Source organism: Bacteroidales bacterium (assembly GCA_022647615.1).
GTDB lineage: Bacteria > Bacteroidota > Bacteroidia > Bacteroidales > UBA932 > Egerieousia.
On record JALCKZ010000001.1, the window covers coordinates 1059706 to 1083847 of the forward strand.

Annotated in this window: 18 protein-coding genes and 2 pseudogenes; 2 read left to right on the plus strand and 18 right to left on the minus strand. The window is 41.5% G+C overall.

Going from position 1 to position 24142, the window contains the following annotated elements:
• Positions 1-57 precede the first annotated feature (57 nt).
• From LKM37_04605 to LKM37_04665, 13 genes and pseudogenes are all read right to left on the minus strand, one after another.
• Positions 58-942: a hypothetical protein gene (locus LKM37_04605; protein MCI1720283.1), complete on the minus strand. Its 885-nt coding sequence runs from the start codon at positions 940-942 to the stop codon at positions 58-60.
• Between the two features lie 11 nt (positions 943-953).
• A complete protein-coding gene (gene murC, locus LKM37_04610; GenBank protein MCI1720284.1) occupies positions 954-2321 on the minus strand; it encodes a UDP-N-acetylmuramate--L-alanine ligase in 1368 nt (455 codons plus the stop codon).
• Positions 2322-2501: 180 nt separating this feature from the next.
• Positions 2502-3527: pseudogene (gene murG / locus LKM37_04615) on the minus strand (undecaprenyldiphospho-muramoylpentapeptide beta-N-acetylglucosaminyltransferase).
• A 44-nt stretch (positions 3528-3571) separates the two neighbouring features.
• Complete coding sequence (locus tag LKM37_04620; GenBank protein ID MCI1720285.1) at positions 3572-4879, minus strand: FtsW/RodA/SpoVE family cell cycle protein; 1308 nt, start codon at positions 4877-4879, stop codon at positions 3572-3574.
• 32 nt (positions 4880-4911) lie between these two features.
• Complete coding sequence (gene murD, locus LKM37_04625; GenBank protein MCI1720286.1) at positions 4912-6252, minus strand: UDP-N-acetylmuramoyl-L-alanine--D-glutamate ligase; 1341 nt, start codon at positions 6250-6252, stop codon at positions 4912-4914.
• Between the two features lie 47 nt (positions 6253-6299).
• On the minus strand, positions 6300-7580 hold the full coding sequence (mraY, locus tag LKM37_04630) for a phospho-N-acetylmuramoyl-pentapeptide-transferase (protein MCI1720287.1): 1281 nt from the start codon (positions 7578-7580) through the stop codon (positions 6300-6302).
• Between the two features lie 42 nt (positions 7581-7622).
• Positions 7623-9152: a UDP-N-acetylmuramoyl-L-alanyl-D-glutamate--2,6-diaminopimelate ligase gene (locus LKM37_04635; protein ID MCI1720288.1), complete on the minus strand. Its 1530-nt coding sequence runs from the start codon at positions 9150-9152 to the stop codon at positions 7623-7625.
• On the minus strand, positions 9139-11274 hold the full coding sequence (locus LKM37_04640) for a transpeptidase family protein (GenBank protein ID MCI1720289.1): 2136 nt from the start codon (positions 11272-11274) through the stop codon (positions 9139-9141). Before LKM37_04640 ends, LKM37_04635 begins: the two co-directional genes overlap by 14 nt.
• A gap of 23 nt (positions 11275-11297) precedes the next feature.
• Positions 11298-11621 carry a hypothetical protein gene (locus LKM37_04645; GenBank protein MCI1720290.1) on the minus strand — a complete coding sequence of 108 codons (324 nt, stop codon included), beginning with the start codon at positions 11619-11621 and terminating at the stop codon, positions 11298-11300.
• 26 nt (positions 11622-11647) lie between these two features.
• Entirely contained in the window at positions 11648-12520 is an 873-nt protein-coding gene (rsmH, locus tag LKM37_04650; GenBank protein MCI1720291.1) for a 16S rRNA (cytosine(1402)-N(4))-methyltransferase RsmH, read from the minus strand.
• A gap of 23 nt (positions 12521-12543) precedes the next feature.
• Complete coding sequence (locus LKM37_04655; GenBank protein ID MCI1720292.1) at positions 12544-13059, minus strand: hypothetical protein; 516 nt, start codon at positions 13057-13059, stop codon at positions 12544-12546.
• A gap of 390 nt (positions 13060-13449) precedes the next feature.
• A pseudogene (lptB, locus tag LKM37_04660) lies at positions 13450-14172 on the minus strand (LPS export ABC transporter ATP-binding protein).
• Positions 14173-14176: 4 nt separating this feature from the next.
• Positions 14177-16165 carry a DNA polymerase III subunit gamma/tau gene (locus tag LKM37_04665; protein ID MCI1720293.1) on the minus strand — a complete coding sequence of 663 codons (1989 nt, stop codon included), beginning with the start codon at positions 16163-16165 and terminating at the stop codon, positions 14177-14179.
• 68 nt (positions 16166-16233) lie between these two features.
• Here LKM37_04665 and LKM37_04670 point away from each other — a divergent pair, with 68 nt between their 5' ends.
• Positions 16234-17631: an insulinase family protein gene (locus tag LKM37_04670; GenBank protein MCI1720294.1), complete on the plus strand. Its 1398-nt coding sequence runs from the start codon at positions 16234-16236 to the stop codon at positions 17629-17631.
• On the opposite strand, the gene LKM37_04675 is transcribed toward LKM37_04670, so the two are convergent.
• A complete protein-coding gene (locus tag LKM37_04675; protein MCI1720295.1) occupies positions 17632-18303 on the minus strand; it encodes a flavodoxin in 672 nt (223 codons plus the stop codon).
• A 134-nt stretch (positions 18304-18437) separates the two neighbouring features.
• Positions 18438-19817 carry a GntP family permease gene (locus LKM37_04680; GenBank protein ID MCI1720296.1) on the minus strand — a complete coding sequence of 460 codons (1380 nt, stop codon included), beginning with the start codon at positions 19815-19817 and terminating at the stop codon, positions 18438-18440.
• Positions 19818-20176: 359 nt separating this feature from the next.
• Here LKM37_04680 and LKM37_04685 point away from each other — a divergent pair, with 359 nt between their 5' ends.
• A complete protein-coding gene (locus LKM37_04685; protein MCI1720297.1) occupies positions 20177-20857 on the plus strand; it encodes a class I SAM-dependent methyltransferase in 681 nt (226 codons plus the stop codon).
• Between the two features lie 43 nt (positions 20858-20900).
• On the opposite strand, the gene LKM37_04690 is transcribed toward LKM37_04685, so the two are convergent.
• The 3 genes from LKM37_04690 to LKM37_04700 form a co-directional block, all read right to left on the minus strand.
• Positions 20901-22418, minus strand: a complete 1518-nt coding sequence (locus LKM37_04690) for a transglutaminase-like domain-containing protein (GenBank protein MCI1720298.1) — start codon at positions 22416-22418, stop codon at positions 20901-20903.
• A gap of 67 nt (positions 22419-22485) precedes the next feature.
• The gene (efp, locus tag LKM37_04695) at positions 22486-23052 is read right to left on the minus strand and encodes an elongation factor P (GenBank protein MCI1720299.1); all 567 of its coding nucleotides are present in this window, start codon (positions 23050-23052) and stop codon (positions 22486-22488) included.
• On the minus strand, positions 23030-24124 hold the full coding sequence (locus LKM37_04700) for a 4-hydroxy-3-methylbut-2-enyl diphosphate reductase (GenBank protein ID MCI1720300.1): 1095 nt from the start codon (positions 24122-24124) through the stop codon (positions 23030-23032). Before LKM37_04700 ends, efp begins: the two co-directional genes overlap by 23 nt.
• Between the last annotated feature and the right edge of the window lie 18 nt (positions 24125-24142).

Genomic DNA, 24142 nt, shown 5'->3' on the forward strand with positions numbered 1-24142 from the left:
ATTTTAATGTTTGGCAGTATTTTAAATTTTTATATATTTCTTATAATTAACTTATAATCAGTTTATTGTTGTCATTTCCGTTTCCGTGGAATCTTTTTGCGCGGTATTGGCGGGAATTTTTAGAGTGTCTGCGGGAACGTCCCATGCTTTCTCCTGTCCGGCCAATGTGCAAACAATCTGCTTTTTAAATTTTAAGCTCACCGTGCTATATTTATCCCATCCGGTATTTGGAATCACATATTTATAGAATGCGTACAATTTTTTAAACTTCTGAGGTATGTCATCCAGCTCTCCAAAAACAATTCTCTGCTTTCCAACTCTTGTATACATTGCAACATCTCCGTTTTGCTGAAAGTAAATCTGTTCAATCTGTGCGTTCCAGAAAGGATTCTCCTGCAGGAACTTACCAAGCTTAAGCAGCTTGCGTATGCAGTTGGTGCTATCCATCTGCTTAAGCGTTTGCTTTTCAGGCGTAATTGAGATAGGAATATAACCGGTTGCAATTGGAACATAGGATGTGTATTTTTCTATAAGCGGAAATACAAATGCATCTTCATCTATGTAGAATCCCCCGTTTTCTGTCTCAATTCTTATGATAGGCTTGCGCTGTTTAATTTGAATATTTAGTACACCGTCGCGAGTAAGAGAGACTTGACTCTCTTTTACGGCGCTCTTCATATTCAGCAAGTTCTCCAGGTTGCCCAAATTTATTTTGCCATTTTGCTTTCCTATGACGTTTCCGTTATAACTGTTGATAATATCTACTACCTCATTTTTTGAGACGAATTTATTTAATGAACTATCCAGCAAAGTTACATGTATGGCGCGGCAACGTTCTTTTGCTATGTTCTGACTGGCAAGCCATTGCGCACTCCAAAAGTACGCAACAAGAGCTGCGGTCAAGCACAAATAAATCAACGTCATTAAAACTTTACGCCACATAATTTTAACGGTTACTTTTTACCGTATTTTTTTTCTATCAGTTCTGTGATAGGTTCAATAAATCTGTCTATATTCCCCGCACCAAATGTTACCAGCAAATCAATTTTATGTTCATCTAATCTCTTATCCATAAGGTCCATAAGTTCCTCTTTCATTATCATTACCTTGTCTTCCGCAGTAACTTTGTCAAAAATTATCTTGGAAGTTACACCCGGGATAGGGAGCTCTCTTGCAGGATAAATATCCAGGAGAATCAGAGAATCCAGCATACTTAAACTTTTAGCAAAGTCGGGTGCTAAATCCCTTGTCCTTGTGTACAAGTGCGGCTGGAAAATTCCGGTTAGCTTTCTTCCCGGGAATGCCTCTTTGATAGAGCTTATTGTTGTGCTTATCTCCTGAGGGTGATGTGCATAATCGTCTATGTAGGTGATTTCCGGAGAGTTATAATGTATGTCAAATCTTCTCTTTACTCCGCAGAATGATGCAATTGCTTTCTTTATCTCATCCGCATTTATTCCTCCAAGCAATGCAACTGCTGCTGCGGCTACTGAATTTTCTATATAAACCCACCCCGGAACTCCGACAGTGCAGTGTTCAATTTTTCCTGTTCCTCCAATTAGCTCCCTGGAATAATTAATTGTGAAATCAAAATGCCCGGTGTTTTTTCCTCCCTCAATAATTGGCTTTATATCAGAAGCATAGAAGTCCGCCTTGTCTTTGTAAGAGTAGGTGACAACTTTTGCTTTTACGTTTGTTAAATCTAATTTGATTCCTCTTTTCATTACCAGGTATCCGCCCGCATCTATTTGAGAGGCAAATTGTGCAAATGCCGCGCGCATATTTTCTACATTTCCGTATATGTCCAAATGGTCAGGGTCTGTGGCAGTTACAACGGCTATGTGAGGGAACAGCTGCAAGAACGAACGGTCAAATTCATCCGCTTCAGCAACAAGAACGGGGTTCTTGCTCAGCAAAAGATTTGTGTTGTAGTTCTTTGAAATTCCTCCCAAAAATGCGCTGCAGCCAACGCCGCTGCTTGTGTAAATATGTGCAAGCAAGGTACTTGTAGTGGTCTTTCCATGACTGCCGCTTACTGCAAGACAATCTTGATTTGCAGAGATGTGACCCAGAGCGCGGGAGCGTTTTACAACTTCATAACCCTCCTCATTTACTTTTACAAGTTCCTTCATATCTGAAGGAATTGCAGGCGTATAGATAACTAAAGTGTTCTCTTTATCTGTCGGGATTAAAGAAGGAGTGTCCTCATAGTGTACTGCAATGCCCTCTGCCTCAAGCGCTTTTGTGATGTCGCTTGGAGTGCGGTCATATCCGCTGACATTGCATCCGGCATGTTTATAATACCTTGCTATTGCGCTCATTCCTATTCCGCCGATGCCTATGAAATAGACATTTTTATACTCTTTTCTTGCAGCCTTTCCCGTTAAATCTGCTGAAATATTTCCACCCTTTCCTTCATTTTTTTCTGCAAGCTTAAGGCATTCTTCCGCTATTGTTCTGGATGCGTCAGGTTTTGCCAGCGTTAAGATATTCTTCTCATATTCAGCTATTTTAGCAGGAGATGATAGAAGAGATTTTATCATTGGCATAAGCTTTTCTTCTGCCTCTGCGTCTTTTACAATCTCTGCCGCATTTTTATTTACAAGGGCCATTGCATTATGGGTCTGATGGTCTTCTGCAACAATTGGAGACGGAACAAATACGGTGCATTTTCCTGCAACGCAAAGTTCTGATATTGTGCCTGCTCCGGCTCTGCTGACAACTACGTCCGCAGCGGCAAATGCTAAATCCATTCTCCCTATAAAATCTGTGAAGTATACATTTTTACATTTATGATTCTCCATAAATGCATCTATCTCTTTTTTGTAATATCTGCCGCACTGCCAGATAATTTGGAAGTTTTCAATTGCATTCTCCTCTATAGCTCTCTTCATGCAGCTGTTTAAAGTCCTGCAGCCCAGGCTTCCGCCAACTACAAACACGGTCTTAAGCATAGGATCCAGATGATAAAATTTATATCCCTCTTCTTTCATTTGAGGAGTGCACTTTGTCATCTCTTTCCTGATAGGATTTCCGGTAAGGATTATTTTATCCTTTGGGAAAAATCTCTCCATTCCATCATAAGCAACGCATATCTTATCTGCCTTGTTTCCATTCTCTTTATTTACAATGCCTGCATAGGAGTTTTGCTCCTGAAGCAGAACAGGTATTCCCATTCCTGCAGCCGCACTTACTATGGCTGCGCTTGCATAACCTCCAACACCAACGGCCAGATCCGGCTTGAATTCTTTGATTATTTTTTTTGCCATCTTGCGGCATTTCAAATAATCCAAGGCCACGCCAATATTTGCCGGGTTGTAAAGAGGTCTTTTTAATCCTCTTGCGGGGATACCTTTAATCTCGTATCCGGCTGCGGGCACCCTTTCCATTTCCATTCTTCCCAAAGCTCCTACAAAAAGTATTTTGACTTGCGGTCTCAATTCTTTTATTGCGTTAGCAATGGAAATGGCAGGGAATATATGTCCACCCGTTCCTCCTCCGCTTATTATCACTCTCAAATCAGCCATCGTATAATTGTTTAATATTAATTTATCTCCTACAGTTCAACTAGTTATTGTTCATTCTCTCCGCCTGCTACGCTATTGCCTTCTCCTTTTGCCGTTGTACCTTTACTTGTTTCCGATGTTGCGGCAACAGTTGCTGTTGCATCGGCACCTGCAGTAGCAATTGATGCATTAATGCTGGACTCTTTTGTCCTGCTGACGGCAAGCACAATTCCAAAGGCGCAGCTCAATATTATCAATGAAGTTCCGCCAAGGCTCACAAGCGGAAGCGTATGTCCTGTAACCGGGAGAATACCCACATTTACAAGGATATGCAACAGCGCTTGAATTGTTATCAAGAGTCCCAGTCCGCCAACCGTTATGGATGAAAATACCGTCTTGCACGTTTTCATCAGCATAATACATCGGTATAAAAACCACAAATACAACATGAGAACAAATGAGCCTCCAAGTATCCCATATTCTTCCACGATAATTGTGTATATATAATCTGAATAGGGATGCGGAAGTACGTAACGCTGAGTGCTTTTGCCAGGTCCCTTTCCAAGAATCGGGGCGGAGGATATTGCAATTTTTGCCATATCCGCCTGGAATGTTTCATCTGCTTTTGCCTGTTTCTGCTCTGCAGTCATCGCTGATTGGCTAACCTCATCATTCTTAAAAAATCTTTTTATTCTGCTTGTTGCGGTGTCCATTCTTGGGAACAATCCAAAGGATAAGTGCAACATAAAAATCAGTACCAGCGCACCGCCTGCAAGTCCTAGAGTTTTAATTAGGTGCGAATTTTTAACACCGCCTATAAACAGAACCAGAAGACAAAGTATTCCAACAAATAATGCTGTGGAAACGCTGCCCAGCATAATAAGTATGCAGACAATCCCGACAGGTACAAGAACCTTTAGGAAGAATTCCCCAAAACTTTCCAAGCTGCTTGTTTCCAGCGTCTTCGCCAGATACAGCACTACTGTTATTTTAGCAAGTTCAGTAGGCTGGAAGGTAACTCCTCCAAAATTCAGCCATCTCTTTGCCCCGTTTAGTTCCTGTCCTATAACAGGCACAAGAGCAAGCAACAAAATGCTGATAATCAATGCCGGAGTTGCAAGAAAACGGTACCACCTCAATGGAATTTTGTAACATATATATAGCGCGACAAGTCCGAGTACGACAAATTTCAGCTGCTTAATTAGGAAAGAGAAATTGGTCGTATGCTCTTTGAATGCCAGAGAACTGCTGGAAGAATAAATCAAGGCTATAGATATCAGAGATAAGAATAATATGATAACCCATATTACCTTGTCTCCGTGAAGCCTGTTCATTACTTCTTCCTGCGTCTTATCTATGTTAAATCCCAGCATTATAAAAGCTTGTGTACTAGTTGTATATTAAATTAAAGCTCTTTAACCGCATTCTTAAATTGCTCTCCGCGGTCTTCATAATTCTTAAATAAATCAAAACTTGCGCAACATGGGGATAGCAGAACCGTATCTCCAGGTTTTGCGTATTTGTAAGCGACGGCAACAGCATCTTTTGCAGAGGTTACATCAATAATTTTATCAACTTTATCTGCAAAGCATTGATGAAGTTTTTCATTGTGTAATCCCATGCAAATTAGAACTCTAACCTTATTTTTAACAAGCTCGTAAAGTTGAGAGTAGTCATTGCCTTTGTCTTTTCCGCCTGCAATCCAAACTACAGGAGTTGTCATGCTGTCCAGCGCATACCATGCGGCATCAACGTTAGTTGCCTTAGAATCGTTTACATATAAAACTCCTTTAACGGTAAGAACTTTTTCCAGACGGTGCTCAACTCCCTGGAAAGACATTAAAGACTCTCTAATCACTTTATTATCAATCTCTACAACCTTTGCTGCAATTGCGGCAGCCATCTGATTATACAGATTGTGTTTGCCCGGCAACGCAAGTTCTTTCATATACATTGAGTACTCATCATCCTCATATCTTACATAAAGTTTGTCCTCATCTATGAACGCACCTTGCTCAACTGTCTTCTTCTGAGTGAAAGGCAACTTCTTTGCTGTCAAGACAATCTTGTCAAGTTCTTTTGCAGTAATAGGGTCATCTGCGCAAAATACAAAGCACTCTTTTTTTGTAAGGTTCTGAGTGATTCTGAATTTTGCGTTAATATAATTCTGCATTTTAAATTCATATCTGTCCAGATGATCCGGAGTAATATTCATTAAAATTGCAATATCAGCTTTAAAGCGATACATCCCGTCCAGCTGAAAACTGCTAAGTTCAATTACGTAATAATCAAACTTTTCCGTGGCTACCTGATAAGCGTAGCTTTTACCTATATTGCCTGCAAGTCCGACATTAAGTCCTGCATTTTTAAGCATATAATAGATTAAGGAAGTTGTAGTTGTTTTGCCGTTGCTTCCGGTAATGCAAATTTTCTTTGCGGTATCATAGCGTCCTGCAAATTCAATCTCTGAGATAATAGGGATTCTTTTCTCTTTTATCAACATTACAAGAGGGTTATCCTCAGGAATACCGGGGCTCTTAACTACCTCATCAGCATTAAGTATGGCCGACTGCGTGTGACCGCACTCTTCATAAGGAATATCAAATTTTTCCAAAGTCTTTTTGAAGTCGGGCTTAATTTGTCCGCTATCGGTCAGAAAAACATCCAGCCCTTTAACCTTAGCAAGAACAGCGGAACCCACTCCGCTTTCTCCTCCTCCAAGTATTACAAGTCTTTGTTTTGCCATATTAATTTTTTTTTAGTCTCGACGGTGTATATAATATAACTTATTGTCTATCTTATCTTTAATGTGATAATGGAAACAGCGCAAAGCAATATTGCGACAATCCAAAACCTTACTGTAATTTTAGCCTCTGGATAAATCTGTCGCGGATGCTGAAAAATTGCATCGGGATTTGCCTTCTGGTAATGGTGATGCAAAGGGCTCATTCTGAACAATCTTACACCTGTTCCATATTTTCTTTTTGTGTATTTGAAGTATGCAGTTTGCATAATAACGCTCAAACTTTCTACAAAGAAGATTCCGCAGAAAATAGGAATCAGAAGCTCTTTTCTGATGAGCAATGAGGCAACTCCAATAATTCCTCCAATTGCCAAAGAGCCGGTGTCTCCCATAAATACCTGTGCAGGATATGCGTTAAACCACAAGAATCCAATAAGCGCCCCCACAAAGCCTGCCATGAAAATCACTACTTCTCCTGCATTTGGTATATACATTATGCTCAGATAGTTAGAATATATGGCATTACCGGATACGTATGCCAAAATTCCAAGTGTAGTTCCGACTATTGCAGAAATTCCGGTGGCGAGCCCATCCATTCCGTCTGTTAAATTTGTTCCGTTAGAAACGGCCGTGATGATGAAAATCACAATAATGATGTAGACAATATTTGTCATTACATCTTTAACGTGTCCCTGTCCCGGAGCAAGCCATGAATATTTAAATTCATTATGTTTTACAAACGGAATTGTTGTTGTTGTGCTCTTTACATCTTTGTAGTAAAGCACATTTTGTTCTCCCGCCTCTTGTACGACAACAGCCTTTGCACCAGGAGTGTCGGCCGTTACATGCTGTCTTATAATTACTTGGTCGCTAAAGCATAATACAATTCCAACTATTAGTCCCAAAGAGATCTGTCCGTAGATTTTGTATTTGCCCTTTAAGCCTTGTTTATCTTTTTTAAATACTTTAATGGAGTCATCCAGGAAACCAATAAGGCCAAGCCATACTGTAGTCAGAATCATAAGAATGACATAGACGTTTTTCAAATCTCCAAACAGAAGTGTCGGGATTAAAATGGATAGAAGAATAATGCTTCCTCCCATTGTAGGTGTTCCTTTTTTCTCCAGCTGTCCTTCTAGTCCAAGGTCTCTAATGGTTTCTCCTATTTGTTTCTTCTGTAAGCGGCGTATGATTGCAGGACCAATCCAAAGTGCAACTATCAGTGATGTCATAGTTGCCACCAGCGCCCTGAAGGAGATAAACCTTACAAGGTTAACGCCCGGGAAATCAAATCCTTGCGACTGAAGCCATTGAAACAAATGATATATCATAATCTATATTTTTTCTAAAAATATCACGGATGTGTCCGTCCTTTAACTTAAATTTTCTCTCTCTTTAAAAGCTTTTTGCACAGTTTCTCTATCGTCCATGTGATGCTTAACTCCGCAGATAATTTGGTAATCTTCATGACCTTTGCCCGCAACGAGAATCAAAGACTCAGGTTTTGCCGTAAGGATTGCGCTGCGTATTGCCTCTAATCTGTCGGGAATAAAATTGGCTTTTGCTTTTGCCTCATCATTCATACCCGCTTTAATGTCTTGTATGATTGCCATTGGATCCTCGCTGCGCGGATTATCGCTGGTTACGTAAATCTTTGTAGCATAGGTCCCTGCAATTGCTCCCATCTCCGGTCTCTTAGTCTTGTCACGGTCTCCGCCACACCCGAATACGCAAACCAAATCTCCTTTAGGTTTTAGCGCCTGCAATGTTTTTAGCACATTTTCCAATGCATCGGGAGTGTGCGCGTAATCAACGGCGGCAATCACATTGTCCTTTCCTTTAAAATATTCCAAACGTCCTGCAACGGAGTGAAGCGTACTCATAATTTTAATTACCTCATCATGAGGAGCGCCCAGCAACATTGCCGTTCCGTAAACGGCGGTAAGATTTTCTGCGTTATAAACGCCGATGAAATTGCACCAAACGTCTGTGCCGTTAATGTTAAGCTGCATCCCCTCTATGCTCTGCTCCAAAATTCTTGTTTTGAAGTCCGCTACATTTCCACATGAGTATGTATATGTCTGAGCTTTAGTATTCTGTACCATGTACTCGCCATTGCGGTCATCTATATTTGTAAGGGCAAATGCATCTGCGGGAAGTGTGTCAAAAAATTTCTTTTTGCAGTTGCGATAGTTCTCAAAAGTTTTGTGATAATCCAGATGGTCATGAGTAATGTTTGTAAAGATGCCCCCGCGATATTTTAACTCTGCAATTCTTCCCTGGTCTATTGCGTGGGAGCTTACTTCCATGAAGCAATATTGACACCCTTTTGCAACCATTTGATCCATAAGCGCATTCAGCTGAATAGGACCTGGTGTTGTATTGATTGTTGGGAATTTTTCCTGTCCTATGTAGTTAGCAATTGTGGAAATTAATCCGCACTTATAACCAAGAGTTGTGAACATGTTGTATAAAAGGGTGGCAATGGAAGTTTTTCCGTTAGTTCCTGTAACTCCCACCAGCTTAAGGGCATGAGAAGGATTGTCATAATAATTTGCTGCAATTTTTGCCTCCGCTTCTCTTCCGTTTTCTACAACTATGTATGTAAGTTCATCTCTCTTTCCGGCTTTTACAGCAATTTCCTCATCCTCCGGAATATTTTCACATACAACGTATTGCGCACCCGCTTCAATGGCCTTGCCAATGAATCTGTGTCCGTCTGCATCCGCGCCCTTAACGGCTATGAACATGCAACCTCTTTTGCACTCTCTGGAATCTGCCGTAATTCTGCCAACCTTTGCGGCGTTTGCAACGCTGCATGCGGCAGTGCCCTGAGAAAGTTCCTCTGTTCCAAGGAATTCTCTTATTACCTTAACACCGTTTAATAAATCACCTAGTTTCATTGTTGGTTAATTGTAAATTAATAATTGTGTTTTTAGGAGCATGGCTTCCGGCATTAGGACTCTGCGCCACTATTCTTCCGCTGCCGGAGAATTTTACTTTGTATCCCTGATTTTCCAAAACAAAAACTGCATCCTTAAGTCCCATCCCCGTAACATCTACCAAGGAGTCTTTATAAATAGGGAAGCTTACAGGGAATATGGATGATGTATCTGATTGGAAATCAACCCATTTATGCCCTTCCAGCTTGCCAATCAGCATGCTCCTGTTTGCTATCGGCAAATATTCTACTGCAACTTTGCTTGCTGAAGCTCTGCCCTTGGCAATGCTTGGGCGTCTTCCGCTTTTGGCAATAAATTTTCCATCCATCACTGGATTCCATTCCGGCGAGTTGGCGTATATGAAATCTGCAATCTCCTTAAATACAGGACCTGCCTGAGATGCGCCGTAAAAGTTTCCCGGAGTATCTCCGGAATACAAGATTACAATGGCAGTATAGATTGGATTTTCTGATGGGAAAAATCCGCAGAAAGTTGCCTGGTATCTTCTCATTCCATTTTTCTCATAACCTTGTTTTCCTCCGTAAGCCCTTCTGGCTGTGCCGGTTTTGCCGCTAATAGAATAATTCGGATTATTTAGGCTGCGGCCGGTTCCTTCCGTGACAACTCCTCTTAGGGCAATCTTTGCCGTGCGGGCAGTCTCTTTAGAACAGATGGAGCCGCTTATTTCCTGAGGCTTAAACTGTTTTACAATCTCTCCGTCTTTCTCGTAATCTTCTATGAAATACGGCTTCATCATCCTCCCGTCATTTGCAACTGCGTTGTAAAAAGTTAAAGTGTGTAGCGGAGTGATTAACATTCCGTATCCAAATCCCATGGAAGCCAATGTGGAAGCTGACCACATGGCATCATCGGGAGAATAAATTGTAGCCGGCGCTTCTCCTTGAATATCAAGGTGAAACCTCTCTCCCAATTTCATATTTTGAATTCTGTCCACAAACTTTTTAGGATTATTCTGGTAAAACTGTACTGCAAGTTTTGCAAAGCAAACATTGGAGGAGTGCTCAAAAGCCTTCAGCACGTTAATCATTCCAAGACCGCCGTGGCTATCTGAGAAAACATGACCTCCATAACTAAAGTGCCCGTTGCCTGCATCAACCGGAGTTTCAAGGGTAACATATCCATCCTCCAAAAGGGAGACTAATGTTACAAGTTTCAAAACAGAACCCGGCTCGCTCGCCTCTCCAATTGCGTAGTTGTATGATTCATCAAATCCGCCCTTGCCGTCATTCTTCATATTTGCAACCGCTCTAATTGCACCTGTTTTTGTCTCCATGACAATTGCAGTTGCTCCGTCAACATTTCCTCCCTTTTCAAGCTGGTTCCTCAGAGCATTTTCCACAGCTTCCTGAATATCTACGTTAATTGTTGTTCTAATATTATAACCGTCTTGAGGAGGAATATTTTGGTTTGTGTTAACCGGAATCCACTCTCCTCCAAGCATTCTTTGAACAATCTGATGTCCCGGCGTACCCTTCAAATAATAATCCCATGTTCCTTCTATTCCAACTCCAACTCCCTCTGTATTAATGAATCCTATTGTTCTGTAAGCCAGTCTCCCATAAGGATTGTTCCTCTTATATTTTTCTTCAACTATAATTCCGCCCCTGTTTGCTCCCTTATTGAAAAGAGGGAATTTTTTGATTTGGCTCAGCTCTGAATAATCCACAAGTCTGTTTCCCAAAGCCAGATATCTTTTCCCTTTTCTCCTTCCGTCAAGTATGTATGCCTTATATTGCCCTGCTGTTCTATCACCGTAGAACTCAGCAAGATTCTTGCTCAGTCCGTCTATATATTTTTTTAAAGTGTCGGGGCTTGCAACGGTGCAGTCAATTCTGATTTTGTAATAGGGGACACTTGTTGCAAGCGGCCTTCCGTCCTCTGCAAGGATATCTCCTCTTACAGCATCTATAACTTCATCTCTATATGAAATATCCGTGTCTTTCACATCCGTTGGGTTAATAAACTGGAGATAAACAATTCTTCCTATTACACAAAGGGCTACCAAAATAAATAGCTGATATAGTGAAGCTATCCTTTTGAATATTAAATCATTTCTCTCCATTATCTTTTCTCTCCCCCTCTATATTACTCGCTTTTAATTCTATACGCCGGTTTGTCCGGGCTCTTAAGTGTTGAGCCTCCGTCCAGCAATCTTTGCTCTATCTCTCCTCTTTTGCTCTGATACTGCAGCTTTGCAGCTTTGCTTGTGTAATCCGCCTTCAAGTTTTTCAGCTCCCTCTGGTTTTTGCTCTGTGCAAGCTGTGTGCTCTCAATGCCCAGATTTATAGTTATATAGAGCAATATCAAAAAGAAAATGTAAAGGATGAACAGCCACTGTCCCGCCATCTTTTTCTTGGAAAGGAACTGACCTCCAAGAACATCTCTTCTTATGTTGAAATTTGACCCCATCCTTTTTTTCTCTGTCGCGACAGATATTATCTCTTTTCCGCTACTCTTAATTTTGCACTGCGGCTTCTGGCATTTTCTCCCTGCTCTTCATCTGTAGGGACAAGAGGTTTCTTTGTAACACTCTCAAAAACACCATTATCCTTGTATTCTCTAATGAAATTTTTAACAGCTCTATCTTCTAAAGAATGATAGGTAATAACAGAAAGTCTGCCGCCCGGACTTAAAACCTGCATTGCTCCGGCAAGAAAATCTTCCAGTGCGCGCATCTCCATATTTACCTCTATTCTAAGTGCTTGGAATACTTTACCTAAAAATTTCTTCTCTGTTTTCTGATTGTAAAGACGGGCAAGTATCTTGCACAAATCTCCTGTTGTCATAATCTTGCATCTTGTGCGTGCGGCACAGATAAGTTCACTTATTTTCCTTGCATTTTCCAACTCTCCGTACAATCTAAAAATTCTCTCTAAATCTTCTGATTTATAATTGTTTACAACCCACTCTGCATTGTGTTTTGCAAGCCTGTTCATTCTCATATCCAGAGGTGCGTCAAACCTATACGAAAAGCCTCTGTCGGGAGTATCAAATTGATGAGAAGACACACCCAGGTCTGCAATGATGCCATCTACCTTATTGATTCCCAGATACTTCACAAAGTTCTCTACAAACCTGAAATTGTTGTGAATAGGGATAACTCTCTTATCCTTAGGAGCATTGGCGATTGCATCTGAATCTTTATCAAATGCTATAAGCATTCCTTTTGAGCCAAGCTGACGCAAAATTTCTTTTGTGTGGCCTCCGCCGCCAAGCGTAGCGTCAATAAAAACTCCGTTTTTCTTTGAATCAATGTTAAGCGCAGAAACACTCTCGCTCAGCATTACTGGTTTGTGGTATGCAGGCATATTTTTAGGTTTTTTATAAATCCTTAACCCAGAATCTTCTCTGTAAGTTTAATAAAGTCTGAGTGGGACATTTCCTCCTTGCCATACTTTTCCTTTGCCCAAATCTCAATTTTGTGGTCATTGCCTGCAAAGACAACTTCCTTCTTTATCCCTATACTAGAGAGAATACTCTTTGGAATCATTATTCTTCCGAATTTAGAGTCTGCGGTAACTGATGCTCTGCCCTTCATGTACTCACGCCAGAACATGGCGTGTTCTTCTTTAAAGAAATTTAATTTGTTTTTTACCTGTTCTGATTCTTTTTCCCATTCATCGTATGGGTACATATCCAAACAATTGGCAAACAGGTCTTTCTTAACAACAAAAGAAAGCTCAATTTCTTTGTCCTCAGATTTATTTGATTTTCTGCCCATTGCGACGGCTTCCATGGCCTCTTGCTTAAGCAGATCCTTAGTCATTGCGCTCTTAAAAGCAGATGGAACAACAAGTCTTCCCTTGTCATCCAGCTTAACTTCATATTCGCCAATAAATTTAACCATCTGCTTGTTTTTTTAATCGGAAAATCAACTGTGCAAAATTAACGAAAAATTTTCCACTTTCTTACACTTATTTCCAAATTTATCCACATTTTCTCCACTACTTTTGAACAAGCATGGACCGGATAAGAATAAAAGGACAAAAAAAAAGCCGGGCAGAAAACTGTCCGGCTTAATAAAAATTGTTGTTAATTACTCTTTTTCAAGCTTTTCTGCTTTATCATCAAATTTTGAGTTATAATAATCATCAGCAGAAAATTTCTTGTTTTGACCATTTTCTGAGCTTTCATCTTGCTTTTCTTCCACTTTGTTTGGAGTTGCGCCGTAACGGCTCTCATTTCCGGTGTCGGGGATAGGATTTCCGTTCTCATCTTTTTTATCATGAAGCACAGCTTTTCTAAGGTCAAAGTTGGTGCCCAGATATTTGCGCCTTGCGTCGGGATTGCTTGCAAGTTCCTCCGGAGTGCCGCTGTAAAGAATGCTTCCTTCATACAGCAGGTATGCGCGGTCTGTGATTGCAAGTGTCTCATACACATTATGGTCTGTGATAATGATTCCTATGTTTTTTGTTTTTAGCTCAGATATGATGTGTTGAATATCCTCTACGGCAATAGGGTCAACTCCGGCAAATGGTTCATCAAGCAGAATGAATTTAGGATCTATCGCGAGCGCCCTCGCAATCTCGCATCTTCTTCTCTCACCGCCGCTTAGCTGAATACCATACTCTTTGCGGACTTTCTCCAGAGAAAACTCTTTAATCAGCTGCTCCAATCTTGCGTCACATTGCTCTCTTGTTAAGTCAGATAGCTCCATTACAGATCTTAAGTTATCTTCTACGCTAAGTTTCCTGAAGACAGAGGCCTCCTGTGCAAGATATCCAATTCCCTTTTGAGCTCTCTTGTACATTGGAAGAGCTGTAATGTCTTCATTGTCAAGGAAAATTTTCCCTCCATTTGGCTTTATCAAACCTGTAATCATGTAGAAGCTGGTAGTTTTTCCGGCTCCGTTAGGGCCAAGCAGACCAACGATTTCACCTTGCTGAACGTCAAAAGATGCATTCTTGACAACAGTTCTAAGACCGTATTTTTTAATCAGATTTGTACAACGTAAACGCATAATATTATTTTAATTGAAGCCCGAGGTCATCTTTTAATTTTGCAACTTCAGAGTTGGTGTTCTTTATGTGATCTTCTTGCTCTTCAGGTAAATACATCTTTTTCCCTATTTGCTCCTGAGTCTTTATTTTGATGGCAAGGTGTACATTTTTATTGTTAAGATTTTTTCTTAGAAAATCTGCCATTTGCTTGCCGGCATTTTTTTCTATCCACATTTTTTGATTGCTGTTGCCAACAAGAAAATCTACCGTGAGATTATCCTCTTCCAAAACGGGGACAGTGTTTTTTATTGTGGCGGCAAATTTTACAAGTGTCGGGTATTTTGTGGTGTATTCTGTTGCCAGTTTTTCCCATGCTTTCTTTACTTTCTCTATTGTAACTTCTTCTTGTTCAGAAGGTCCCATGAAGTCAAGCGGCTTTTCCGGCGTTTTTGCGGCGGTGTCTTGTTGTTTGGCTTTTGCCATGAGTGATGCAATGCTTATGCCGTTTGCAGCGGGTTGCGTTGCTGGTTGTGCTGCGGCAGGTTGAGTTGCAGTTGCTGCGCTGGACTCAGTTGCAACTGCTTTTGTCGGTTCTGCGGCAGTTGCGCCTGCCTGTACTACTGCAGGTTGTGCAGTTGCTGCGACTGGTTGTGCGGCAGTTGGTTGTGCTGCGGCAGGTTGAGTTGCAGTTGCACTGGAGTCCGCTCGCTTAAAGTCGCTTCGCTCCATGCGCTCGCTGGACTCAGTTGCAACTGCTTTTGTTGGTTCTGGAGCAGTTGCACCTGCCTGCGCTGGTTGTGCAGTTGCAACAGGTTCTGTAGCAGGTGCTTCAGCTTTAACAGGTTGGGCAGCAGGAGCTGCAACAGGTTGAACAGCAGGAGCTACAACAGGTTGGGCAGCAGGTTGAGCAACTGGTTTGGCACCGGTAATTTGGCTGATGCGCACAAGCATAAACTCCACCAGGAGCCGCTGATTGCCGCTGCGGTTAAATTCACCTGCGCACTTTTCAGTTGAAGCAAGTGCATTGAACAAAAATTTCAGCGGGCATTTTTGCGCCTGCTCATTATATTTTTTCTCCAGGGCAGGAGAAACTTCCAAAAGTTTTGCAGAGGCGCTCTCCTTGCAAACCAGTAAGTTACGCAAGTGATTGCCTAGTCCGTCCACAAAGTATAATGCGTTAAAGCCTTTGCGCAAAACATCATCAAACAATACAAGTGAATTTGCAAAATCTCCATTAAGAGACAAGTCGGTTAACCGGAAATAGTAGTCATAATCAAGGACATTCAGATTCTTTATAACTTCCTCATATTTAACTGTATTTCCGCAGAATGCAACAACCTGGTCAAAAAGAGTCAGAGCATCTCTCATTGCTCCGTCAGCCTTTTGCGCAATAACATGAAGAGATTCATCATCTATCGTGACCTGCTCTTTCTCAGCTATTTGCTTAAGATTTTTGACAATATCGGGGATAGATATCCTGTTGAAATCAAAGACTTGGCAGCGGCTTAATATTGTTGGAATTATTTTTTGTTTCTCCGTTGTGGCCAAAATGAAAATTGCGTGCGCAGGCGGCTCTTCCAACGTTTTAAGAAAAGCGTTGAATGCGGCCGTGGATAGCATATGTACCTCATCTATAATGTATACGCTGTACTTTCCAATTTGCGGAGGTATCATAACTTTTTCCGTAAGAGCGCGAATGTCATCTACGGAGTTATTTGACGCAGCGTCCAGTTCATGAATGCAATATGAACGTCCCTCGTCAAAAGATTTGCAAGATTCGCACTCGCCGCAAGGCTCCATATCGGGGCCCGGATTCATGCAGTTTATGGTCTTTGCAAATATTCTTGCGGTTGTTGTTTTTCCTACTCCCCTGGGGCCGCAAAACAGGTATGCGTGAGCTAATTGCCCGCGCTTTATAGAATTCTTAAGCGTAGTTGCTATGCTGTCTTGCCCAATCAATGTTGAAAACGTTGCCGGGCGGTATTTTCTTGCAGAAACAATAAACTTTTCCATATACCACAAAAGTAAGAATATTTTCTAATTTTGCCGACCGTTTAATGTTGCTATTTAGGAACTTTATCATGAACAAAGAAAACATGCTTTTTGCATTCAAAAGAACATCTTCACCAGTAGCATATTGTGCTTTAAGTACAAGATTTGGCACACGCAATGAAGAGGAAAAATATAATGGACTTGCGCATCTTACGGAGCACATGTTATTCAAAGGAACTTCTAAAAAGAATTCCATAGAAATAAACAGCACTTTGGAAAAAGTAGGCGGAGAACTTAATGCTTTTACCACCAAGGAGAGGATAGTGGTGTATTCTACTGTGCTTAAGCAAGATATAAAGAAGGCTATATCTCTTTTGTTTGAGATAGCGTTTGCTTCTAAGTTCCCGACAGATGAGTTAAAGAAGGAGAAAACAGTTGTGTATGATGAGATTATAACATATCTGGATTCCCCTTCAGATCAGATTTATGATACGTTTGAATCAAAACTTTTTGCGGGCAGCAAACTTGGACTTCCGATTTTGGGTGAGAAAAAAACAATTGAGCCAATTACTTCTGCCGTTCTGCAGAAAAATTTGAAGAAGTATTTTACTCCAGGCAATATGAGTTTTACAATTGCAGGAGACTTTGATACAAAGGAGATTGCAGCGGAGGTTGAAAAAGAGCTGCATGAGTGGAGGCCGGCAAGTTCACTTAGGGTTGTTGCTGCGTCAGAGCCTGTTTTAGGAGATGAGTCAGAGCCTGTTGGAGCCGCTTCGCTTAAAGTCGCTGGCGCTCCATGCGCTCAGCTGGCTCAACAGGACTCTTCCTCAACCACATGTAAGCGAGCAGGTGACAACAAGCCTGCATTTGCAAAAGCTGCTGTGCAAACAGCTGATGCAAAAGCTGCTGCTGCAAAGGCATTAGCCGCAGGCAAAAAATTCAATGAAACTGTCGAGAAAAAACTAAGACAAGTCCACTGCATCATCGGATGCTCCGCATACTCTGTCTATGATAAAGATAAGAAGATGGCACTCTCTCTGCTGACAAATATTTTAGGCGGACCTGCATCAAACTCAAGGCTGAATCTCTCTCTGCGTGAGAAGAATGCGCTGGTTTATACGGTAGAAGCAAATTATATTTTGTATCAGGATACCGGAGCGTTTTCTATTTATTTTGGATGCGATAAACCTTTCTTTAAAAAGTGTATCACTCTGATTAAAAAGGAATTGGAGCTTGCAGTGACAAAAAAGATTTCTGCGCGCGCACTTGCTGCTGCAAAAAAACAATTGATAGGGCAGTTGCTGATAGGAAACGATAATGCTGAGGCACAGTGTCTTACGATGGGCAAGTCGTTGTTGGTTTCCGGGAAAATACAACCTGTAGATGAAACTGTCCGCAGGATAAACTCCGTAACCGCAGAGCAAATTCAATCGGTTGCCAAAGAGGTTCTCAGGTGGAACCGCATGTCCATGCTGGTGTTTGAATAACTAAAATCCTAACTTCTTAAGCCAGTCAGTTACTTGCTGTAGTGCCTTTTCCTGTTCATTCTGCGCTACTGAACCCCTTATGGAGAGTCCGGAGAGAGTTTTTGCACCCTTGCAACTCTTTGCTATACTGTGCTCGGTGTCAGATAGTCCGCTGCCTTCATTTGTGCAGAAGGGTATTACTGTTTTTCCTTGCCAGTTGTGCTTTTCCAAAAATGTATATACAATCATTGGCATATCCCCGCACCAATTTGGGTATCCAATAAAAATCACATCATAGTTTTCAATTATTGTATCGCTTTTTAATGCCGGCCTTGCATTTTGTCTCTTCTCCTCTGCTGCAGCTTTTACGCAGACCTTATAATTACTTGAATAATCATTTATTGGTATCATTTCAAACAAATCTCCATGCATCTGATTTGCAATCATTTCCGCTATAATCTTTGTGTTGCCTTTTTTGATAACGCCTACGCTGTAATTTTCTCCTGCATGAGAAAAATAGGCTACTAATACTTTTTGTTGTGCGCCCATATTATTTTTACTTTTTATATTATCCTTTTTTAAATTATTTGTATTCTTTTCAATATCAACTGATTGATTCTTTGAAATTTTGCCTGCACATGAAGCAGCAAGCAGGACAAAGCCGGACAGCAAAATGCAAAATATCTTTTTCATAATATACATATAATCAAATTTTCCACAGCAAAGGTAAATGGTATTTCATCTCTGCAATTATATAAATTACAGATTGTTTTACCTTTTTTACATGTTCTGCCACAACTTTGTAAAATTCTTTGACAATCAGTTGATTATAAAAGCACGCTCTTTAAAATTACAATCGTTGCAATTGCCGTTAGGCCAAGCAAAAGCGTGGAGACGGTTTGTGTTTTGTAACCCGTTTTTGTGTCCTGCCCGCTGAAGCTTGTGACAACCCAAAAGTAACTGTCGTTTGCATGGGAAACGGTCATGCCGCCTGCGCCTATTGCTAGTACTGTAAGAACTGCTGCAAGCGGAGATGTTAGTCCAAGCGCCGCCATCATGGATGAACCGCTGGAGTACATTCCCATAATTCCGGCGGTTGTTGTAATTGCCACAGTAGAAGAGCCTTGCGCTGTTTTAAGAATGGCTGCAATGATGAACGGGAATAGTATCCCGATAGATGATATTGCGGATGCGTGGCTTTTGATTAATTCCACAAAACCTGCGGAGGTAATGACTCCGCCGAGCACGCCGCCTGCCGCAGTGATAAAAAGAATTGGCCCGGCTGTTTTTAACGAATCTTCAGTGATAGTTCTAAATGAACCGCCGCGCATTTTTATGTATGGGAGCAGCACCAGAGCAAACAGCAAACCTGCTGTTAGAGCGATGATTGGCTTGCCCAGAAAGACGAGGAGCTTGTAAAGAAATCCGCCTCCTCCTGCGCTGTTTGCATCAATGCCAATAAGACTTGCAACAGAGCCTGCGGCCATAAAAACTATCGGGATAATAATAGGGGCAAATGCCGCCCACCCCGATGGTAAATCATTGTAATTTACAGTATTATCTATCGCTGAGGCAACAACAGATTCCTCTGATGAGTGCGTTTTCTTTCCAATATATCTTGCATAAAAATAGGCTACAACCAAACAAGGAATAGAAATTAACGTTCCTAAACCTATGATTCCCAGAAGATTGTTTTCAACTCCCAAAAAGCCGGCAGCTGCAATCGGACCAGGTGTGGGCGGAATAAAAACATGTGAACAGTAAAGTCCTGCCGCCAGCGCAACTGCCATTGACACAGGGGATACTCCGGTTTTGCGGCTCATGGCTTTGCGGATAGGGTTCATAATAACAAAACCGCTGTCGCAAAAAACGGGAATAGAAACGATGAATCCCATAATCAGCATAGCCAGCTCCGGGTGTTTTTTCCCGACAGTTTTTACAACAACATCTGCAAGTTTTATTGCGGCGCCGCTCGCCTCTAATATGCTGCCTATCAGCATTCCCAAGATGATGACAATTCCAATGCCTGTGAACGTGGATGCGAATCCTTTTCCTATGATATCCGGGATAGCATCAAGCGGAAGTTTAAGCACAATAGCCAGCAAAAGGCTAATCCCCATAAGGGCAAGAAACGGGTGAATTTTCCACTTGGAAATTGAGATAATCAGCAGCACAATAGCTGCAACGAATGAGATTACTATCAGCATGTTGCAAAGTTACAAAATAACATCATACTTGAAGATTTTTCCATAATCATTTGATTTTCAGTCATCAAGTAATAACAAGACGAGCGGCAAAGCCGCGAGTCCGCGCCGGAGGCGCGTGTCTCCTCGCGCGGTAGCGCGTCAAACCCCAATGCAATGCGCTGCTTTGTAGCGCATTGCTCTGCATGCGAGCTGAGAGAGCATGCAAAATTACCTGTTAATGCAACATGCTGGGCTACAGCATCTTGCAACCGAACGCTTCCCTAATAGAGAGTCTGATAGCAAGTTGTTGTCATTTAGATAATTATAGAGATAGGTAATTATTTGCATACCTTTGCAACAGCAAATTAAATACAAATTCAATGGACAAGCAGCAGCTGGAAAATATCTGGGAGAAGGCAAAGGGCATTAAAGAGGATGAGGCTCTTCAATGGCTGGTGCGTCAAACCCACACGCGGACAAATCATGCCCGTATGTTGGTTGGTGCGGAAGAGGGGGCCTTTTTAGAGTTGTTTGTGCAACAGGTTAAGGCACAAAGAGTTCTTGAGCTTGGAACTTTTACAGGTTACTCTGCTATTCGGCTTGCAAGAGGCGGTGCGCATGTTGATGCAGTTGAAATAAATGATGAACTAGAAGATTTAATCAGAGAAGGTTTTGAGCGTGCAAGGGTAACAGATAAAATTGATTTGCATTTTACCGATGCAAAAATTTTTCTTAAGGATTGCAGAAATCAATATGACATTGTTTTCATTGATGCAAACAAAAGAGAGTATCCCGCATATTATGAATTAGTTTTCCCGCTTGTTAAGGAAGGAGGTTACATATTGGCAGACAATGTGTTATGGAGCGGCAAGCTGGAAGAGGCGCTGCAGAAAAAAGAGGCTCAGGAGATAAAAACGGAAGAACTCAAACCGGACATTTTAAAACTTGATGCGCAAACTTCCGGGATTGTTGAATTTTATCTCACTGCAAAAAACGACCGGCGGGTAGAGTTTATCACTCTTCCTATTCGCGACGGATTATCTATTATAAGGAAGAAATAATCAAGCAGCCAGCGGATTATAAAAAAGTCCTCAAGTAGCAATCCTATTTGTAAGTATCTGCTGGGTTGAATGCCGGGCTGATGTAGTCTACTTTCATGGAGGAGCTCCATTTGTTGTTGTAAACGTTGCCGCCTTTCCACTCTACTTCACCCATCTGGAAATCAACCTCATCTGAGTGAGGATATATTTTTGCAGGGTAAAGAGGAGCAAGGTCTCCATATTCATCATTGACTACATATCTGAACGCGTCAAGTCCTTTGCTGTAGAATAAATGTACATCTTCATCTTTGCTTGTTACAAAGCCAAATGACTGATCTACAGGTACCCATCCAATTCCTTCATAATAAACCTGCGCCCAGTCATGCAAATTTATATCTCCCGGATGAAGCATCCAGCCGCTTTGCCATCTTGCAGGAACACCGGCGATACGGGCCATCGTGATGAAAAGAAGTGAAACCTCTCCGCAATCTCCGTGCTTATTTGCAAGCACATATTCCGGAATATTTGGTATGGTGGAATAGTCTCTTGCACCTGCCCAAACTGTGTGATTGTTAATCCAGCTCCAGATTTTCAAAACCTTCTGGTATGGATTTGTTTCTTTTCCTACTATGCTGCTTGTCAGAGCTTTAATGTCATCATAGAAAACAACGTGTTGCTTTCTTTGGGATGTATAAAACTTATAAAAGTTGCTTCTTGTGTCATACGGTTTTATATCCCGCGGGTCAAATGTGAAGTACTGATTGTAAGAAGTAAGAGTGATATCATAACCAAATTTAAGAGTGTCTTTGCCGTTGGAAATTTTCTCCATATACAGGCAGCTGCGCATGTTGGAAACAGGTGACTGTTTGTAGTCTGGCTGTGACACGCTTAGCAATTTTACATTATTGTATTTTGGAGTAACTCTTGGATAGGGAAGCCATACTCTAACTGTTTGTCCTGCAGGTACGGCATCAGGGTCAACCTCCATGGAAAAATGTAAAGTCATGGTAACAGGTTCCACATAACTTGCTTTCTGCTTGTCTGTTGCAGGTATCGGCTTTTTTGCGGCACTTACTACTCCGGCTAGGTAATTGCTTAAAAATTTGCCAAGACCTTGTTCTGGGCCTTCAACTTTTTCAAATGTCTTTTTAGCAAGAGTATCTATGCGGAAAAGATTTCTTGCCGCCTTTCTAAAATAGAATGTCTTCCCGTCAATTACTTTGCACTCAAGGGCTCCGCTCTTTTTCCACTCGCGTATTTGCTTAGGAGTAACATCAGGAATATATTTTTTTATGTACGGCATTACTGTAGAATCTGTCTGATTAAATTCTGCCGCAATTCTGTTCATCTTCTCTGTCTCAAAATTGATAGCCATTTTTGTGGAATCAGACAAATTGTTCATGGCCAGCTCTTTAGCAATAATCTTTTTTGCCTTTGCAAACTTTCCGTTCTCTATCATCTGGTCAAGTTCGCTATTATCTATCTTGACGGTTCCGTCAGAATTAAGTTTCATTTTGGGCTGGCATCCGCAAAGGGAAATTGCGGTGGCCAAAACGACGACTGATAAAAATAATTTTTTCATAAGATTAGTAAAAAAAAATCCGCAACCGGATTGTTCCAGATTGCGGACTTAAAGGTAAGCATTTTTCCTATTCCTTTACTCTCTCTCCGTATGAACGGTCTTCTACTTTGATGCTTATTTTCTCTCCTTCATTGATGAAGAGCGGAACCATAACTTTTGCGCCGGTCTCCAAAGTTGCCTCCTTAAGAGCGTTGGTAGAGGTATTGCCTTTTACAGCAGGCTCTGTATAAGTGACTTGCAGAGTTACAAACTGAGGCAGCTCACATGTAAGAATTTCCTCTTTGTCTGCCCATACCATCATCTCAACATCTTGTCCCTCTTTCATAAGGTCTGCATTGCTTACAAAATCCTCATTTAGATGAACTTGCTCATAAGTCTCTTTATGCATGAAGTTGTAGCCCGTATCGTCTTTGTAAAGGAACTGGTAAGGTCTTCTCTCCACAGATACAAGGTCTATGCGCTCTCCAGCGCCATAAGTGTGTTCCAACAGCTTGCCGGTGTTTAAATCTTTAAATTTTGTTCTCACGATAGTGTTTCCTTTGCCCGGCTTAACGTGCTGGAAATAAACCAGCTGGCAAGGATGTTCGTTGAATAGGAAAAATATTCCGTTTTTAAAATCTCCTGTAGTTGCCATATATCAATGTGTAAAATTTGGCGCAAATATAATTATTTAGGCTTATTTTCAAAAATTTAGATGCAGCATCCAGCTGCCATTTTGGTGTTGAGGTGGCTCCGCATATACCTACGGTGTCGCCATTTTTAAACCACTCTTTATCAATTTGTTTAAGGCTCTGAATGTGGTATGAGCGCGGATTTGTGGATTTGCATAAATCAAATAAAACTTTTCCGTTTGAGCTCTCTTTGCCGCTTACAAATATGATAACGTTGTGTGAACGTGCAAATTCCGTCAGTTTGGAGTGCCTGCCGGCTACTTGCCTGCAGATTGTGTTGTGTACGGTGCATTCTACTCCGGGGGCCATCCGTTTTTTGATTTCTGCGCATACATGCTCGTATTCGTCCGGGTCTTTTGTGGTTTGCGAGAAGATGTTGATAGGCTTTGTATAATCTATTGTGGCTCCTTTGGAACTGCTGGAGCCCGCAGATTGCCTTGCTATTTCAATATTATAGCAATGAGATTCTGAAGATGCCGCTGAGCCTAGCGAGCGCATGGAGCGTAGCGACTTTAGGTGAGCAGGCTCCAGCACATCTGAAGAATCCAAGTCATCAGTATTTTCAATAACAACAGCACGCCCACGCGCCTGCCCGACAAGCCCATTAACCTCCGCATGCCCCATCTTCCCAAAAATCACAATCTGTCCAGGAGTTTCACGTATTTTTTTCTGCAGCTGCAGCACAACCGGACAGGTGCAGTCAATTAAATTAATCTTGTTTTCTTTGGCAATTTGGTAGGTCTCAGGAGGTTCCCCGTGTGCGCGGATTAAGACGGAAGTGTTGTGCAGATTTTTCATTTGCTCTATATCTATGACTTCCAATCCTTTAACTTTAAGCCTCTCCAGCTCCGAGCCATTGTGCACTATTGCTCCAAGTGAATATAAATGTGCATGGCTGCGCGTTTTTGAGCTGCTGCTGTTTTCCAATGTATTAAGGGAACTGTCGGGAGAAAGATTCTTCTCAGCCGTCTCCACGGCGCGTATAACTCCGTGGCAAAAGCCTGAATTCTTGTCTATTTCTACTTTAACACGCATCAGGCGCAAAGATACACT

What these genes read in the sequence shown, in the direction of transcription:
- LKM37_04680 (MCI1720296.1), bottom strand. Translation starts at nt 19,817, where the DNA reads ATGCTGATAGTAATCTCATTCGTTGCAGCTATTGTGCTGCTGATTATC.
- LKM37_04635 (MCI1720288.1), bottom strand. Translation starts at nt 9,152, where the DNA reads ATGAAACTAGGTGATTTATTAAACGGTGTTAAGGTAATAAGAGAATTC.
- LKM37_04620 (MCI1720285.1), bottom strand. Translation starts at nt 4,879, where the DNA reads ATGCTGGGATTTAACATAGATAAGACGCAGGAAGAAGTAATGAACAGG.
- LKM37_04665 (MCI1720293.1), bottom strand. Translation starts at nt 16,165, where the DNA reads ATGGAAAAGTTTATTGTTTCTGCAAGAAAATACCGCCCGGCAACGTTT.
- LKM37_04605 (MCI1720283.1), bottom strand. Translation starts at nt 942, where the DNA reads ATGTGGCGTAAAGTTTTAATGACGTTGATTTATTTGTGCTTGACCGCA.
- efp (MCI1720299.1), bottom strand. Translation starts at nt 23,052, where the DNA reads ATGGCAACTACAGGAGATTTTAAAAACGGAATATTTTTCCTATTCAAC.
- LKM37_04700 (MCI1720300.1), bottom strand. Translation starts at nt 24,124, where the DNA reads ATGCGTGTTAAAGTAGAAATAGACAAGAATTCAGGCTTTTGCCACGGA.
- LKM37_04645 (MCI1720290.1), bottom strand. Translation starts at nt 11,621, where the DNA reads ATGGGGTCAAATTTCAACATAAGAAGAGATGTTCTTGGAGGTCAGTTC.
- mraY (MCI1720287.1), bottom strand. Translation starts at nt 7,580, where the DNA reads ATGATATATCATTTGTTTCAATGGCTTCAGTCGCAAGGATTTGATTTC.
- LKM37_04675 (MCI1720295.1), bottom strand. Translation starts at nt 18,303, where the DNA reads ATGAAAAAGATATTTTGCATTTTGCTGTCCGGCTTTGTCCTGCTTGCT.
- LKM37_04685 (MCI1720297.1), top strand. Translation starts at nt 20,177, where the DNA reads ATGGACAAGCAGCAGCTGGAAAATATCTGGGAGAAGGCAAAGGGCATT.
- murC (MCI1720284.1), bottom strand. Translation starts at nt 2,321, where the DNA reads ATGAGCGCAATAGCAAGGTATTATAAACATGCCGGATGCAATGTCAGC.
- LKM37_04690 (MCI1720298.1), bottom strand. Translation starts at nt 22,418, where the DNA reads ATGAAAAAATTATTTTTATCAGTCGTCGTTTTGGCCACCGCAATTTCC.
- murD (MCI1720286.1), bottom strand. Translation starts at nt 6,252, where the DNA reads ATGGCAAAACAAAGACTTGTAATACTTGGAGGAGGAGAAAGCGGAGTG.
- LKM37_04655 (MCI1720292.1), bottom strand. Translation starts at nt 13,059, where the DNA reads ATGGTTAAATTTATTGGCGAATATGAAGTTAAGCTGGATGACAAGGGA.
- rsmH (MCI1720291.1), bottom strand. Translation starts at nt 12,520, where the DNA reads ATGCCTGCATACCACAAACCAGTAATGCTGAGCGAGAGTGTTTCTGCG.
- LKM37_04670 (MCI1720294.1), top strand. Translation starts at nt 16,234, where the DNA reads ATGAACAAAGAAAACATGCTTTTTGCATTCAAAAGAACATCTTCACCA.
- LKM37_04640 (MCI1720289.1), bottom strand. Translation starts at nt 11,274, where the DNA reads ATGGAGAGAAATGATTTAATATTCAAAAGGATAGCTTCACTATATCAG.